Origin of the sequence: Sediminibacterium roseum (genome assembly GCF_009939005.1) — a bacterium.
Classification (GTDB): domain Bacteria; phylum Bacteroidota; class Bacteroidia; order Chitinophagales; family Chitinophagaceae; genus Sediminibacterium; species Sediminibacterium roseum.
On sequence record NZ_JAACJS010000011.1, the window covers coordinates 454,197 to 470,813 of the forward strand.

12 protein-coding genes are annotated in these 16,617 nt (G+C 47.8%); 1 reads left to right on the top strand and 11 read right to left on the bottom strand.

Annotated features, from left to right (window positions below; all coding sequences use genetic code 11):
* Positions 1–122: 122 nt before the first annotated feature.
* The 9 genes from yiaK to rhaT all read right to left on the bottom strand — a co-directional run bounded on the left by yiaK (position 123) and on the right by rhaT (position 13,042).
* A complete protein-coding gene (yiaK, locus tag GWC95_RS07220) occupies positions 123–1,175 on the bottom strand; it encodes a 3-dehydro-L-gulonate 2-dehydrogenase (RefSeq protein ID WP_161818016.1) in 1,053 nt (350 codons plus the stop codon).
* A gap of 65 nt (positions 1,176–1,240) precedes the next feature.
* Positions 1,241–4,060, bottom strand: coding sequence for a glycosyl hydrolase (locus GWC95_RS07225; RefSeq protein WP_161818017.1), 2,820 nt, complete (start codon positions 4,058–4,060; stop codon positions 1,241–1,243).
* A 36-nt stretch (positions 4,061–4,096) separates the two neighbouring features.
* Positions 4,097–5,344, bottom strand: coding sequence for an oligogalacturonate lyase family protein (locus tag GWC95_RS07230; RefSeq protein WP_161818018.1), 1,248 nt, complete (start codon positions 5,342–5,344; stop codon positions 4,097–4,099).
* 12 nt (positions 5,345–5,356) lie between these two features.
* Complete coding sequence (locus tag GWC95_RS07235) at positions 5,357–6,412, bottom strand: glycoside hydrolase family protein (protein ID WP_161818019.1); 1,056 nt, start codon at positions 6,410–6,412, stop codon at positions 5,357–5,359.
* A gap of 106 nt (positions 6,413–6,518) precedes the next feature.
* Positions 6,519–7,958, bottom strand: a complete 1,440-nt coding sequence (locus GWC95_RS07240) for an FGGY-family carbohydrate kinase (RefSeq protein WP_161818020.1) — start codon at positions 7,956–7,958, stop codon at positions 6,519–6,521.
* Positions 7,959–8,016: 58 nt separating this feature from the next.
* A complete protein-coding gene (locus GWC95_RS07245) occupies positions 8,017–9,291 on the bottom strand; it encodes a sugar isomerase (protein WP_161818021.1) in 1,275 nt (424 codons plus the stop codon).
* A 14-nt stretch (positions 9,292–9,305) separates the two neighbouring features.
* Positions 9,306–9,656, bottom strand: a complete 351-nt coding sequence (gene rhaM / locus GWC95_RS07250; RefSeq protein ID WP_317164102.1) for an L-rhamnose mutarotase — start codon at positions 9,654–9,656, stop codon at positions 9,306–9,308.
* A gap of 151 nt (positions 9,657–9,807) precedes the next feature.
* A complete protein-coding gene (locus tag GWC95_RS07255) occupies positions 9,808–11,925 on the bottom strand; it encodes a bifunctional aldolase/short-chain dehydrogenase (protein WP_161818023.1) in 2,118 nt (705 codons plus the stop codon).
* A 28-nt stretch (positions 11,926–11,953) separates the two neighbouring features.
* Complete coding sequence (gene rhaT / locus GWC95_RS07260) at positions 11,954–13,042, bottom strand: L-rhamnose/proton symporter RhaT (RefSeq protein WP_161818024.1); 1,089 nt, start codon at positions 13,040–13,042, stop codon at positions 11,954–11,956.
* A gap of 209 nt (positions 13,043–13,251) precedes the next feature.
* On the opposite strand from rhaT, the gene GWC95_RS07265 reads away from it, so the two are divergent.
* Entirely contained in the window at positions 13,252–14,283 is a 1,032-nt protein-coding gene (locus GWC95_RS07265; RefSeq protein WP_161818025.1) for a GntR family transcriptional regulator, read from the top strand.
* A gap of 209 nt (positions 14,284–14,492) precedes the next feature.
* Here the strand turns inward: GWC95_RS07265 and GWC95_RS07270 are convergent, their stop codons facing one another.
* Together GWC95_RS07270 and GWC95_RS07275 are read right to left on the bottom strand one after the other, a co-directional pair.
* A complete protein-coding gene (locus GWC95_RS07270) occupies positions 14,493–14,723 on the bottom strand; it encodes a hypothetical protein (RefSeq protein WP_161818026.1) in 231 nt (76 codons plus the stop codon).
* Positions 14,724–14,779: 56 nt separating this feature from the next.
* Positions 14,780–16,366 carry a S41 family peptidase gene (locus GWC95_RS07275; protein ID WP_161818027.1) on the bottom strand — a complete coding sequence of 529 codons (1,587 nt, stop codon included), beginning with the start codon at positions 16,364–16,366 and terminating at the stop codon, positions 14,780–14,782.
* Positions 16,367–16,617: the final 251 nt, after the last annotated feature.

Here is a 16,617-nt window from a genome sequence, read left to right on the forward strand (position 1 = left end):
GCATCCTGTTAGCATCCTGTACCGTCCTGCTTGCGGGGAAACGCGCGGGGCGTGGATTGTGAGCGACGGACAACTAACGTGTCAAACTTACACTCATCAAACTGCTTTGAAAATTGTATCGCTTAAATGTATTTGATCGTTGCAAGATCCGTTGAACCATCACAGAGGCCGAGGATGATCTTCCATACTTTCTGCTGCACGGGAATTCCATTTTCAAGATTTCTCCTGCGTGTCTGCAAAACGCGTTCGCCCGGGTAGGTAATTTTCTTTGCTTCATCGGCGGGAACAGAAGAATGATAATCAGCAATGATGTTTTCAACAACGCCTGCGATTGATGAGTGGTTCGGTAATTTGGAAAGATCGATCGCCACAAATACCTGGCTCAACCCGTACTCAACATTTTTTTTACTGATGTCTGCGGTTGAAAGTCCGCCGGATAAAACTGCGGCCAATATATCAAGCAACAATGCAAGTCCCGATCCTTTCCAGTAACCCGTTGGCAGCAATCTCCGCGTTTCCAGTATTGCAGCAGGATCGTTGGTCAATTTTCCTTCTTTATCAAAACCTGCATCTACCGGGAGTTTTTCATGCTTCATCGCAGCGAGCTCCATGGATCCGAGTGAATATTGCGACATCGCCATATCAAGCACGATGGCTTCCTCGCCAAAAGGCAGTGCCAGCACGAGCGGGTTGTTTCCGAGCTTTGCGTTCAACGCGCCCCAGGCGGGCATGTTGGCGATGGTGTTTGTCCACGCAATGAATACAAACCCCTGTTTCGCCGCCTGCCATGCATAAGCGCCTGCACGCATCCAGTGGTTTGTGTTAGACAATGCCACACAACCGATGCCGTGCTGTTTTGCCAAACGCATGGCTGACTGCGTGGCATGTTCTGCGTTCAGGGGACCGGGGCCGAGATTGCCGTTCCATTGCTCAAGGCTTCCGAAAGCATGTTGTAAGGTGGGCGCTGCATCTTTCTGCACAAAGCCTTCGCGGACGTACCTTACAAATCTTGGAAAACGGTTTACGCCGTGCGTGTAAACGCCATCGATACTATTCATAGTGAACAAGCCGGCGCAGCGTTTTGCTTTTGCTTCTGTAAAACCTTCTTTGAGCAGGATCGTGGTAAAGCGCTCTTCCATTTCCTGCATGGATACGATGATGTTTGTGTTTTCCATAAATACCTTTAACAATAAGGTTTTAAGGTACGGCAAACAAGGCACAAGAAAATCACTTTACCTGTCTATTGCAGCGGCTGCAGGGTAACCGGCCCTGCCAACCCGGATGCTTTGGGTTGCCACTTGCCCGCGGTAAACAAACCATCTGCCCCCCTGTTCTGCGGCAGCCGGGCGGGAAAGTTCGTGTTGTAAAATTTCTTCCATACCACTCCTTTTTTGTCCAGGTCCGCAATACGGTTTGGCATGCCGTTGGTTACTTTCACTTCCAGGAGATTGTTTTCTTTGAGATCAGATGCAGGAATGTTCAACCTGAAAGAAGGTCCGATCAATGTCTGGATCTTTTTCCCGTTTATCCAAACCTCCGCCGTTTCCTGCACGGTACCGAGATCAAGCTGGTATCTTTCTGCTTTTGAAGAGGGCCGGGCAAAACGCACACTGTATACCGCCGTTCCGCTGAAACTTTTTACTGCTTCGCCCGGAAGTTCGGTCCACGAACCAAGCGATTCCAACTCAACAGGTGGCGGCAATACAGGCCCGCCGGAAATAAATTCCAGTTTCCATTTACCCTGTACCGGTTCTGCCGTTCCTGTCGGGATATGGTATGGATTTCCTCCTGCGCGGTTGAACGTTTTTGTTGTTTTCAAAATACAGCTTTCGCCCGCATCGAGGTGTACCAATACTTTTGTTTCACCGTTGGCTGTTTTTGTTTTTGCGTTTCCATATACAACATTCATTGGATCAAACAGGGTAACATTGTTTTCGGTTGTTTGCAATGTGATCCATTCGTTTACAGTTTTGTTTCCGGGGTTGGAGATAAAATAGCAACGGCCGGTTTCGGTTGCGCGGCGCGAGTATTGCAATCCAAAATCAACAAGTGTTTCGCGGTTTACCTTTGCCTGTAACAACAGTTGGCCCAGGTCATCCCCTACCAGGAATGAGCCCTTGCCGATGTTCGCTTTTTTAACCGAAGGATTGACGGTTGTAAATTGTAAAGCATCTACCAGTTGCACAATTTCATTTTGTCTTTTTTTCAACTCCGCCATTCCTGGCACATCAACGGGGAGGTTTTTATAGAACACGATCGTTGCACCCTGTTCCGCTACTGCTTTTAATTTTTTTATCGTTTCAAGCGGGATGTATCTTACATCACTCAATACAATGGTTTTGTAAATACCGCCGCCGCTGGTTTGAAGCGATGTATTCCTGTTTTTCAATCCCATCACCTGCCTGTCTGAAATGAGGTCGAATGCATACCCTTCTTTCAACATCCATTCCGCATTTGTTTTGAAAGTAGTGCGTTCAAAACCAACCATACCGTCGAAATGCAGCAGCAGGTCCCTGCCCATATCGGTGATCTTGTCGTTGAAAGGAAAATAAAGCAGCACATCGTTATCCGGTTTTCCCTGTTGTAAAAAGCTCTGGCATCGAGCCACATAGTTGTTGAGCGTTGAGAAATCCTTCCAGAAAGAATTGGCAGGAGTAAAATGAACCGCGGCATAGAACAACCAGCCGGGCCATGGTTCATCCTGTGGAGAATAATTGGTCCCGTGCCAGAATACATGGTTCACTCCACCGATAAAATATTTATCTACTGCCTGCTTTACATCACCCAGCGAAGATTGAAAATGTTCATTGAGCCATGTGGCCGTTTCTGCAGAAGCCAATGGTTTACCCATTACATGTGCAGTTGAGGTTGCAAATTTGAAACGGAGAATGTCTGCCCCTTCGGTTTCGGGCATGTCTACCACTGCGTAGAGATCGAGAATATTGGCGGGAGAGCCGTGCGATTGGTTACGGATCTTTTTGTTTTTTGCATTGGCCCATTGCTGCCAGGGTTTGGTAAAATGATCAAGCAGCAGATCGGAAATGGTTTGACGATAATCCGCCAGCACACGCCTGCCCGTTTCCGTGCTGTCCCTGTCGAGTAACAAGGGAAGGTATTTCTTCAGGTCGTACCCGCGCCTGACCTGGAACTCCTGTAAGAATGCAGGTGTCCAGTTGCTCTGCCCCCTTGCATCATCCACTTCATAACTATCGTTGAAGAAAGAGCGGATGCCGGTGATGTCTCTTCCTGCGAAAGCTTTATCGAACCGATCGAGGTAATGTTTGAGCGCCGCTGTATTAAAATGATCGATCACATCTCCCTCTCCTCCCGGCGCCGCACGTTCAACCAGCTTTCCGTGGTAGCCGAGGAACAACGCGTATATTTTCCAATTACCCGCCGGGGCCTTCCAGCTTAGTTTGCCGTTGGCATCTACTTTAGAACCCAGGTCAACCATTTCTCCTTCCTGGTTGTACGCCACAACAGTAGCTGGTTTGAGGTTCATCTCAAATCTTACCTGGTCAAATGCATAGCGCTGAAGACCCTTGTTGGTAGCAACCGGGAACGACAATGTTTTGAGATCAACTTTCTGCCCGCTCTCCGACCTGTAAAAGGGTTGCTGTGTGTAGTTGATCAGTCCATCCAGTTCTTCGCCTTCTTTTAAAGAGTATGTTTTAACGAACAGTTCTTTACAAGCATCTTCCGGTTTTACCCAGGGGCCGCCAAAGGGCCATCCCGTTGCATTTGCCATATCGATGCCCAGACCCAGCCGTTTTCCTTCCTGCAACGTATGCTGCAGCATGTCCATCCATTTGGGAGAAAGGAAATCGATGAACTCTTGTTCGTGGCCCTTTACGCCGTAGATAGGTGTGATCTCCAGTCCACCCAATCCCGCTAAACGGTATTGCTGCATAGCAGCTGTGAGATCTTTTTTATTTACGGCGCTTCCCTGCCACCACCACCGTGTCCATGGCTTCGCCGTTTGTGTAACGGCGGGCCATTGCGATCGCGCGTGGATCAGCAATGCAGAAAAGAACAGGCACAAAAAAAATTTATTTTTCATTGAATAAAGAATAATAGGGTTTAAATAATTCCTGCATCAGTGCTTTTCAACTTCAACCGCGTACACATTTTCACTTCCTTCAAAATTGGCTCTGAAGATAACCCATTTGCCATCAGGACTAAAATGCACATTCGGCTCCAGCTTGTATCGATGGTGTTTCATGTTCACCAGTTTTTCGGTGATGAATGTATCGCCGTTTGGTGTAAACAGATTGATCCATTGTCCATCCGGCGCTTTTGCAACAGCGCCTGGATCGCCGCCGTCACCCGCAAACAATTTCTCGTCGGGTGTATTGTTGTAGTGAACGGACCAATCGCTGCGGTTCACTTTGTATTTTATTTCTTTCCCTGTTTTTACATCTGTTCCCGCAACAAAAAAATGCTCACCGCGCGGTTGCTGAAGATCGAACCAGATCCGCTTTCCATCGGCGCTCAACCACTCGTGGCCCGCTATCTCCATGTCCATGGTGCGTTTGTGCATGAGCATTATTTTCTTTGTTTGAATGTCTATCGTCCAGATGCGGTCCACTTTGTGCCACGGCCCCTCGTGGCAAAACATAAGCAACGAAGGATCTCTTGGCGAAAACTGGACATGATTCAGCCATGCGCTGTCTGTAAAAATTTTTGTGAGCGTTCCGTTCCTTATATCGATCGTAAACAAGGTACGCGGCAGGTGCGCCTCGTAAATGCGCGTGAAGAAATCCGATTTGGCAGGGTATTTTGTATAGATCTCTTTTTCTGCATCCGATCCCTTTGCACCGCCCAATAATGTTCCATCCGCGTTCACGGTTGTGATATCGCCCTTGAAACCTTCGGGGAACACGAATACAAGTCTTTGTGCTTTTGTTTCAACATTTACTGAAAACACACTGTCTTTTACCTGGAAAAAAACTTCTTTCCTTTTTGCCGAAACAATTTCACCGCTCATCGGCATCGATTGATGCGTGAGTTGTTCGATGGCGAGTGTGTTAAGATCGAGAAGATAAAGTTGCCTGTCTTTTATATTCAGGTTATAAGTTTCCCGCTTCATATCTGTAACCGCGCCCGGTTGTTCCAGCCTGCTGTTGTAGAAAACCATTTTGTTCCCGATAAACGGGTTGTTGTGAAAATAAAAGCTCATGCTGCTTCCTTCTTTTCGCGTGAGGCGCATCACTTTGTGTCCCGTGCTTTTGTCGATCCATTCGTCCGGCATTTTTTGTCCGCCGGTTTCCATCACCGGTTGCGCGTTTATTCCCGCAGAGCGCAGGATAGCGATTGACAAAAACATGCATTTGATGATGCGCATAAGCTTCCTGTTTTAGCTGATCCTGAAAATAAAAGGAGATGATGTCATGTATTTTCCACCCTGCGATGTTGTGAACAGGTAGGTAGGTTTCCCATTCTGAAAAAGCAGTTGCGGCCGTTCGAAACGCCCGTATTTTTTCAGGTGCGCAGGGGCCGGTGGCTGCTGGATGTAGTGGTCTGCGGCATAATAGGCGATCTTTGGATCATTCCATGCCAACCCATTTTTTGATTGCAGCAATATGCCGTTCACGTGGTTGAATACGCCCATATCCCTTGCCAGCAGGTTGAATTTCTTTTTCTCTATCCACACAAATGCATCTTCGAGTTGGGTGTTGTTTCCTTTTCCCGAGAAATCGATCAATGGGTTGGAAGGATGTTTTTTATAGGGACCCCAGATCTGATCAGCAATCGCCAATCCATACTTCCGGTTTCCCTTGATCGGTCCAGATCCCGTTTCGTAATCACGGGTGTTCCATGATTTGTAATACAGCCAGTATTGTCCGTTTGGATGTTTGACAAATGCGGGGTTTGTTGTACAATGATCGTCCCATGCCCCTTCCTCGCCCGCTTCCAGCAATGGCTGTGCGGAACGTGTCCACGGCCCGCTCAATGTTGGCGCTGTTGCAAGGCCGATGCGTTTGGTATTTGTTTTGCCGTTTGAATTGCCCATGTAAAACAGGCAATATTGTCCATCCACTTTTTTGATAGAGGGGTTGTGACAGGTAGTGGCATCCCAAAAACCGGGTCTTGGCGCAAGCACGGTTTCAATCACTTCGTAAGGGCCCGCTGGTGTATCTGCCATTGCATGCGCGATCTCTGAGCCTTTGATCCAACCACCCATCCCTTTTTTTGAGTCCCATCGCGAAAAAAAAAGATGGACCTTTCCGTAGTCGTCTTCTATGGGACTATTGCACCAGACATAATACCCTTCCAGTTCCAGTGCACGTCCAACCGGTTGTAAACGTTTAGCAAACGGCGACTCATCAGAATACAATTCATTGGCCCATGCAGGCAACGCGGCCCCCAATGAAAGCAGGGAAATGGTATTAATGAAATCCTTTCTCTTCATGTGAAATCAATTGAAAAGATGTGGGAGCTTCTTATCGGCATAAGCTGGCGGCTATCCTATAAAGTAATGAGATCGGGAGGGGAACACCGTCCTGCTGTATCCTGTTTTACCGGGTGATGGAATAGTATTTCAACTCCACCATATCGCCCGGGATGCCCTGCGTGTTCCAGTCGGCATGAATGGCCAACGCGGCGCCTATTGCCGTTGCCTGCGAAACCGATGCCGCAAATATTTCCATAGACGGGAACGCATTGGCAAGCATGTTCATGTAAACGGGATTTTTAGCGAAGCCGCCGTCTACAAAGATCCTTGATACTTTCCTGTCAGACAGGATGAGCGATGTTGAGATCTTTTGCTGCGCGATGATATCGGCAATGAGTTGGTGATACGCATCTTCGTAACGATCAAACTGCTCCAGCCCACGCGAAACAAATGCAGAGGCATGCAGACCCGTTGACACCGTTTCGTTCCTGTTTCGTTCTTTTACCTGATCAAATAAAACGTTGCTGAAAGCAACGTCCTGGAAATATTCAACAGGAACATTGAAATGCGCAGCCAGTCTTTTCACCTGCTGTTCATGCTCATTACCTGCAAACAGCCGCGATGCTTTTACCGGGCGGCCATGGTATTCGAGGTAGCAGAGACAATCCTGTTTTAGTTCTTCTTCCGTTAAAGGATCGTTGTTGAACGGGTTGAGGCTGATGCACCAGGTGCCCGTCGACAATAAAACAAAAGGCTCCGAAAAGCAGGCCAGGTAAGGGATCAGGGCCGAAGAGCTGTCGTGAAGGCCTATCCCCGACTTTATTGTATGACCATCCAATGTTATTTCTATCGTTGCATTGGAACGCAGTACAGGAGGGAACTTCTGGTCGATCTCCTCTGCGTATACCCAGTCGTGGTACATTCGTGCAGCAAAATTCCAAAGGCCCGTATGACAACCAATGCTGGTTATTTCGGCATATGTTTTCCCGGTGATGAGGTAGCTGATGTATTGCGGCAGGTGGAGCGCGTATTGAACTTTTTCAAACAGAAGCGGATTCTCATTCTTTAGCCTATACAGTTGCATACCCGAGTTCAGGTTTCCCAATACCGGCGAAGCCGTTGCTACAGCGATCTTCATTTCGCCGCCGTAAGTTTTGTAAAAATTTTCCTGTAAAACAGGATCATAAGGTTTGAGGTAATTGTATAGCGGTGCAACGGGTTTTCCATCTTCTCCAACCAGTACAAAACTCGCACCATATGCAGAGAAGTTTATTCCTTTTACGTTGTAACCGGGAAGGGAGATGATCTCGCGTATGGTTTCTTTTACCCAGGAAGACAACAGTTCAACATCATCGCACGCAAACCCATCTTCATCCACCGTTTCAGGAAACTGCGCGGAGCGTTCGAGAACGATCTTGTATTGTTCGTTGAGGAGGAAAAATTTTTTGTTCGTTTTTCCAATATCAAAGATGGCGACCACATTAATATTACCAGGTCGTTCGCCTTCGCGTTCCCGGAAGGTAGAAGTTGGTTTGGGATTATGCTGGTCTTTTGAGGATGGCATGAGAATGTTCCGCTGGATCACTGGTTTGTTTACTGAATCTATTTTTTTGCTGAAAGGATCACAATCCTGTTGCCACCGTTCGCTCCCCTCTTTCTTTTACCAAAGCGTCTCTTAGCTTGTTTTCCCTGAACAACTGCAACGGCCCAAGGGCTGCGCCCGAGCGCAATCTTGCTTCGGCAACAATGGGGCGGACATCGGTACGGTATGCGTGTTGCAATATTTCCTGCGCGCGCGCAACATCGTTGTTTTGTTGCGCATCCTGCAACGATCCTGTATCTACAAGCAATGCCTGTGCGTACGCGATCATGATGGCTTCAACGCTTTGCAGAAGGTCCTCTAGCGGATCCTTTACATTGTGTGAAGCGTCGATCATCCAACCCAGATCGTTTGCATGATCCATGTTGCGCGCATCCATTCCTTCCACCAGCTCATTGAAGATCAGGAAGAGCTGGTATGGGTCGATGCTTCCTACGGTGAGATCGTCATCGCCATATTTACTATCGTTGAAATGAAACCCACCTAGTTTTTTCTCATTCAACAACAATGCAACGATCTGCTGGATGTTTGCGTTTGGTAAATGATGGCCGAGGTCCACGAGTGTGTAGGCCTTTTCGCCAAGTTTGTTGGCATATAAAAGCGACTGGCCCCAATCGCCTACTGTCATTGAATAAAAATTGGGTTCGAAAGCTTTGTACTCAACAAACACTTTCCAATCCGGGGGAAGCGCCGCGTAAATCTCCTGCAGTCCTTCGAGTGTATTTTGAAAGGCTTTCCTGAAATTCAGCTGTCCTGGAAAACACGAACCGTCGGCCAGCCATACCGTCAGAGATTTTGACCCAAGTTCAATGCCATGCCTGATCACTTCTATGTTGTGATCGATGGCCTGCTTGCGTGTTGCTTTATCAACGTGCTGAAGCGAACCAAATTTATAGCTGTGTTTTTGACCGGGCTGGTCCTGGAACGTATTGGAATTAACTGCATCAAACCGCAAATCATACTGGGCGGCGAGCGCTTTTGTTTTGGCGGCGTCTCCGGGTATGTCCCAGGGAATGTGCAGGGAGATCGCCCCGCTCGACCTGTTGAGTGCATGTAACAAACCTACATCCGAAATTTTCTCTTCGAGATTGCGGGGCTCTCCGCCACCGCTGAACCTGCCAAACCTTGTGCCGCCCGTACCCAGCGCCCAGGAAGGTATGGCGACCTGGAAATCGATGAGTTTCCGGATTACCTTTTCAACACCGGGCTGCATACCCATCAGGTAGGCAAACCCTTTTTCATGTTGCGGCAATAATTTTTCGTTGTGTGATGCGATCGCGTTTTTGTCAATCAACATGTGTGGGATTGTTTTCAGGCTAAATAAAATACTTCTTTTAAAGGTACGCTAACAGGCGAATGATCAGGATTGCTTTCCATGATATCTTTCATGTAAGCCCACCATTTCTGCATAACGGGGTGCGCGGGCAACTCATCCAGCCTTAATGGGTCTTCCATTTTCAACATACCAAAAAGGGAGAGTGTAGATTCATCCAGGAAAATAGAATATTCTGCAATGCCCGTTTCCTTCAACAGTGTTTCCAGTTCGGGCCATAATTTTTCATGGCGCTTTGCATACTCTGCTTCAAAGCCTTTGTGGAGTTGCATTTTGAAGGCGATCCTCTGCATAGACAGTTCATTTTCTTTTGTTGCCACAGATTTCACGGATTAACACAGAAGTTTTGCGCAAGCTTGTATACCCAAAAAACTTCTGTGTTAATCCGAGAAATCTGTGGCAACGAATAGTTGCTTTAAAAAGGCGGGTTGACAATTGGAAAACCATCAACCCTTTCGACTGCTTGTCGTTAAAGTATGTTTACCGTACAAATGCCGTGGCTACGCCGCCATCAACATTGAGTACATTGCCGGTCGATTTGTTCAGGAGGCCGCCCACGAATGCGAAACAGGCATCGGCGATATCGCCGGGGTTGATGATCTCGTTGAGCAATGTTCTTTTTGCATAATAGGCCGGGAGCTCCTCTACCGTTACGTTGTAGGCTTTCGCTCTTCCCTCGGCCCAACCGCTCTGCCAGATCTTGCTGTCGCTGATCACTGCATCGGGGTTCACAACATTCACGCGGATCCTGTCTTTGCCAAGCTCCGCTGCATTGAGCCTGCTCAGGTGCAGTTGCGCTGCTTTTGCAGAGCCGTAGCCCGCATTGTTCGGGCCGCTCACCAACGCATTCTTGCTCACGATGTTCAGTATATGCCCACCGAGTTCCTGTTTGCGCATGATGTTTACGCCTTCCTGGGTTACAGTGAATTGACCCTTTACGAGTACATCGTACAACAGGTCCCAGTCTTTATCGGTGTGTTCTTCGAGCGGTTTTGAGATCGACAATCCCGCACAGTTCACAACAATATCAACACCGCCAAACACAAGCGCCGCTTTTTCAAACGCGTTCTGGATATCGGTTCTGCTGGTCACATCAAGCAACACCGTTGTGAAAACGTCTTTGCTGTATTCTTTCTGCAACGCTTCATTGGCCGTGTTCAGGCGTTCAGCATCATTGTCGTTCACAATGATACAGGCGCCTTCGTCAGCCATCTTTTTAGCGATCGCTTTCCCGATCCCTCCTGCACTGCCCGTAATGAGTGCGATCTTTCCAGACAATGCTTTGGGTTTGGGCATACGCTGCAGCTTCGCTTCTTCAAGCAGCCAGTATTCGATATTGAAGGCCTCCTGTCTTGGAAGGGAAGTATAAGCAGAGATGGCTTCGGCGCCACGCATTACGTTGATGGCGTTGGTATAAAATTCGGCCGCTACACGCGCAGTTTGTTTGTTCACCGCGAAGGTGAACATGCCCACGCCGGGGTATAAGATCACCACGGGATTTGCATCGCGCATGGCGGGACTATTGGGATGTTTGCAGTTGTTGTAGTAATCGGCATACATTTTCCTGTAGCCCTCAAATGCGGGTTTTAATTTTTCTTTGAGAGAAGCGGTATCGCCAAGGTTTTCTGCTGGTGCAAGTTCGAGTACCAGCGGACTGATCTTTGTGCGCAGGAAATGATCTGGGCAGGAAGTGCCCATGGGTGCGAGCCTTGCGAGGTCTTTTGAATTGATGAAAGAGAGTACGCGCTCGTCATCAGAAAAATGCCCGATCATATTCGTATGCGACGAACAAAAACCACGCAGCACGGGAGCAAATGCAGCGGCCTGTTTGAGTCTTTCTTCTTTGGGCAATGATGTGGTGACAGCACCTCCGAAAACCGTTGTGTTTTTTGCAACGGCGTCTTCAATGTATTCGGCGCAACGTTCGATCACTTCGAGCGTGTTGATGTAGCTTTCGTAGGCGGTGTCGCCCCAGGTAAACAAACCATGTGAACCGAGCATGATGCCGCGGATGCCTGGGTTTTCGTCGAAGCAGGCTTTCAGTTTCAGACCGAGATCAAAACCGGGGCGTTGCCAGTCAACCCAGCCGATCGTTCCGTTGAACAATTCCTGCGTGATCTTTTTACCATCCTTTGCCGCAGCGATGGCGATGGCGGCATCGGGGTGTAAGTGATCGATGTGTTTGAAGGGAAGGAAGCCGTGCAACGGCGTATCGATCGAAGGCGCTTTGGAGGCAAGATCGAAAATACAGTGGTTGAAAAGTTCAACCATTTCATCTTCGTGGTCTATACCGCGGTAAACGTTTTTCAAACTGCGGAGCCTGTCAACATACAATGCTGCGAGGCCGCTTGCTTTTAATGTGCCCAGGTCGCCGCCGCTCCCTTTCACCCACATCACTTCTGTTTCCTGCCCGGTGAGCGGATCCCTGGCCATGGCTTTACAGGAAGTATTGCCGCCGCCATAATTGGTGAGGCGGAGGTCGGCGCCCAACAGGTTGGATCGGTAGATCAGCAACGCTACTTCATCGCCTGCCATGGTTGCGGCTTTGGCATCATCCCACAAATAACTCACGTGTTTAAATTCTGTTACTGTATTCACTCTGGTCAGTTATGTTTGTTAAAGTTTTTTATTGCTGCGCCAACGAATTGCCATACCCCACAATGCATACGGATGCGATGATGGTAAGTATACCGATCACGATCGTTGACCTTGTTTTTCCGCTTACGCCTTTCCACTCTTTTAAATAAATGCCCCAAAGATTGGCCACCAGGATGATGAACGACATGTGCAGTATCCACGAACTTGCGCCGTTGCCCATTTTGCTTTCACCCATCCCATAAAAAAAGAATTGTAAGAACCAGGTTGTTCCCGCGAGGGCGGAAAAAAGATAATTTTTATTGAGCGGCGTTTTTTTATTGGTGTAGTCGCCGAATGTTTTGTTGCGCGCATTCAAGATCATACACCAGATAAAATTGGTTGTGAGTCCGCCCCACAGGATCACGACAAAGATCACATTGTTCTGAAAAAGAAAATTGCCTTCCCCCGGATGTGTTGCCTGCCAGTTTGCATTGGCAATATCGGCCATGGGTTTCCCTGCTTCGATACCAAAATTAAAAAATGCGCTGAGTATGCCCGAGATGGTTGCGATGATCAGACCTTTGACCAAACTGAATTCCTTAACACTGGCCTGTTTTGCTTCGGGCGTGAGGTCCTTCTCTTTCATTGTTCCCGCACGGCCGCAGATGGCAATGCCGATGATACAAACGGCCACACCTGCCAAAACCCATTGCCCGCCTGTATTCTGCAGCATGTGGCTGATGGTCTGGTTCTCTTTGCCGGCGGTGGGCACATAATTGTAATAGATGGCCGGTATGAGCGAACCGAATGCAGAACAGAAACCCAGTATCACCGAATTGCCAAGGCTCATACCGAGGTAGCGAACGCCCAGGCCATACATGAGGCCGCCCACGCCCCAGAGCAAACCCATCAGGAACACCGTTCCCAGGATCTGCGACGAGGAAGCGGTGATGATGTCCATAAAATTGGGAATGGTGAGGTACGCCGCAATGGGTGGAACAATGAGCCACGAAAACAAACCACCAACGATCCAGAAACTCTCCCAGCTCCAGCCCTTCACTTTCTTGTACGGCATGTAAAAACTGCCGGACGCAAAACCGCCTATGAAATGAAAAATAACACCGAGAATAATACCCATGAGCAGAAGGTTTTCAAATGATGGCCAAGCAATGATCCAATTTACTGTTTTCAAAACTATCGATTAAAATATTTTCCCTGTCATGTACCGTCATGGTTGCGCCGGTTTGCACAACCCCGGCAGGAGGCGCCGGCCTGCTTCTTTTTTAGCCGCGGTACGCGACTCGCAGCTTTTCCCTAAGTTTGACAAGCTAACGACTGTTTGCCCCCATGAAAAAGAAAAGCGTTTTTCAGCACCTGTTCATCGATTATTATTCGGCTACGCCGAAGTACCTGCAGCTTGCCAATTCGATCATCAAGGCAATTGGCGACGGTAAGATCGTGAAGGATGAATTGCTGCCATCGATCAACGAATTGAGTTTTGAATTCGAGATCTCAAGGGATACGGCAGAGAAAGGTTACAAATATTTAAAAAAGATCGGCGTGCTGAGTTCTGTACCCGGCAAGGGCTATTTTGTTCAGGATACCGATCTGAAACAACAACTCAAAATATTCCTGCTGTTCAATAAATTAAGTCCGCATAAAAAGATCATTTACGATGCATTTGTTACTTCGCTCGGGGAGCTTGCGTCTGTTGATTTTTATATTTACAACAACGATTTCGATTTTTTCAAACGGCTGATCCAGAACAACAAAAAAGACTACACCCATTACGTGATCATTCCCCATTTCCTGGACGGCGGCGAGAATGCGCACGATGTGATCAACCTGATCCCGAAAGAAAAACTGATTCTGCTGGATAAGATCGTTCCGGGTATCGAGGGACAATATGGCGCTGTGTATGAAAATTTTGAAAAGGATATTTACGGCGCGCTGGAGCAGGCATTGCCGCATTTGAGCAAGTACCATACGATCAAGATCATCGTTCCTTTTTATACTTATCACCCGATAGAGATCCTGAAAGGCTTCAACCGTTTTTGCCAGCAGTATGCGTTCAACTGCAAAGTGGTGCACAACATTGCCAATGAGCCGATCAAAGAAGGCGAGGCATACATCAACCTGATGGAAGATGATCTGGTAACGCTGATCGAAAAAATATTGTCCACAAAAATGAAACTGGGTAAACACGTGGGCGTTATCTCCTACAACGAAACGCCACTGAAAAAGATCATCCTGAACGGCATCACTACGATCTCAACCGATTTTCAACTGATGGGCGAAAAAACGGCGCAGTTGATATTGGAACAATCGGTGCAGCATATTGAGATACCGTTTCATTTGACGCTAAGAGCATCTTTATAATTAGTAATTAGGAATTAGTAATTAGTAATTACAAAAATGGAACTGTGAAGAACGGCCGCATTTTTTAATGGGTTCGCTCTTTACAGTTCCATTGATATTTGGGATCGGCAGTTTCTGGTGGCGTTGCTGATCACAAATTTTAGAAAACTATTTTTAGACTTTTCCTATTCTTATTACTTCTCTTATTACTTCTCTTCTTCCTATTCTTGCTATTCTTCCTCTTCTTCCACCACTTTGATTGGGTTCCTTCTGGAAGGGATCACGGTTTCTTCATCTTCGCTGAGGTATACCCAGAAATCGTATAGGGCGAAAATATCACCGGGTGTTTTGGGGCCGCCATTCTCGTTGTTGCGCTCGTAAGAACCCAGCAATTCGCCGGAATATTTCAGTTCTTTTATTTTCTGTTCGAGCGTTAGTTCTTTGAATTGTTCGATTGTCATAAGGGTATTTTTTGTTCCTGAATCTGGGCGCAATATAATGAGATTTTGGGCTTGATCTACTTAAATCCCTCCAGCGCCCGCTGTATCGTTGGGTCGGTACGGTTGCTTACTTCAAAAAAACCACCGGCGCGCCAGATCTGGCGGGCCATGAGCGACTGTATCCTTTTCAGCACCTCTGTTTTTCCTTTCTGTGTTACAGGCGCTAGGTTGATGGTGTCTTTTTTTGCAAACGATACCAATCCCTGCCACTCTTTTTCGCCGGGCACGAACTCTTTTGTAAGCTGCTCCGGGTTTTTCATCTTATCGAAGAAGGGACGGTTGTTTATATAATAATGATACACGTAACTGTTGAGCGTGGATTTATAATACAGTTTCACCGCCGCCGGGTCCATGTGCGTTGTATCCATCGGCACGAACACATCCGGGGTAATGCCACCGCCGCCGTAAACGGTTCTTCCGCCCGGTGTTTTGTAGGCCTTGCCTGTTGGTTTCGCGGTATCGCCTACTACCACTTCGCCGTTGTGATAGCGTTCCATCAGCTCTTCCTCGTAGATGGCTTTGCCTTTGGCGTATGGTTTCTGGATGTTACGGCCGAGTGGGGAATAATAGCGGGCGATGGTAAGCCGTACCTCGCTCCCATCAGACAAAATAAAAGGTTGCTGAACCAGGCCCTTTCCAAAAGACCGCCTGCCGATGATGGTGGCGCGGTCCCAATCCTGCAGCGCGCCAGCCAGTACCTCGCTTGCAGATGCGCTTGTTTCATCGATCAGCACTTCCAGTTTTCCTGTTTCAAAAATGCCCTCGGTGCTGCATTTGTATTCGGCGCGTTTCATGTTTTCGCCTTCGGTGTATACGATGAGTTTATCGCCGCTGAGGAATGCATCTGCAATAGAGATCGCTTCTTTAAGCAACCCGCCGCCATTGCCGCGCAGGTCGAGAATGAGTTGTTTCATCCCCTGCTTCTGCAGTTTTTCCATGTTCAGCATAAATGCTTCGTAGGTGCGGTCGGCAAATTTGTTGATGCGGAGGTAGCCGGTGCCGGGTTCTATCATATAAGCCGCATCGATAGGCGAAACAGGTATCACGCCTCGCTGGATCATGAAATCTCTTTTCACCCCATCGCGCAGCACCTGCACTTTTACGGTGGAGCCCTCTTCGCCGCGTAACAATTTCCGGATACCGTCTGAGGTGATGTTTACACCCGCAACTTTCGCGGTATCGTTTACCGCAAGCATCCGGTCGCCCACTTTCAACCCTACTTTTTCAGACGGGCCGCCTTCTATCACGTGCATAATATTTACCGTATCGGCAAGGATCTGGAACTCAACGCCGATGCCCTGGAAATTTCCCATCAGGTCCTCGTTGGCCTCTTTTACCTTGTTTGCTGGTATGTAAACAGAATGGGGATCGAGGTGCGACAGCAATTCGGAAGCCGCGAGCTGGTTGATGCTGTCAACGTTCACTTTATCAACATACCGGTTCCTGATCAGCTCCACCAGGTCCTGGATAGACGTTCTGCGGTTGAGGTTAAAGAACTTGTTTCCTGCTGCTTTGTCTTTCAACTGGTAACCGATCATCATCCCAACCACCATTACAATGGCAAAAAGAACGGGCAGCCAGACCTGCAATTTTTTACTTCCCATAGATAATTTCCTCTTAGAATCGTGTTTGAACGGCAAATATCTGCTTAAAAGGTGAATGAACGGGAAGGTTTTGATATAAGGTGCGGGAACCCATCCACCCGGTGAACGGTTGATGGATATAAGGTTGGCCAAAAGAAAAAAGCAACCATACAAACGCTCACAGACATTAATAACGATTACACTATGTTGGCTAAAGTTTGGTGGAAGGAATGCTGGCTATGCGGTTTTTTGTAGTTTCGCAGACCTGAGAT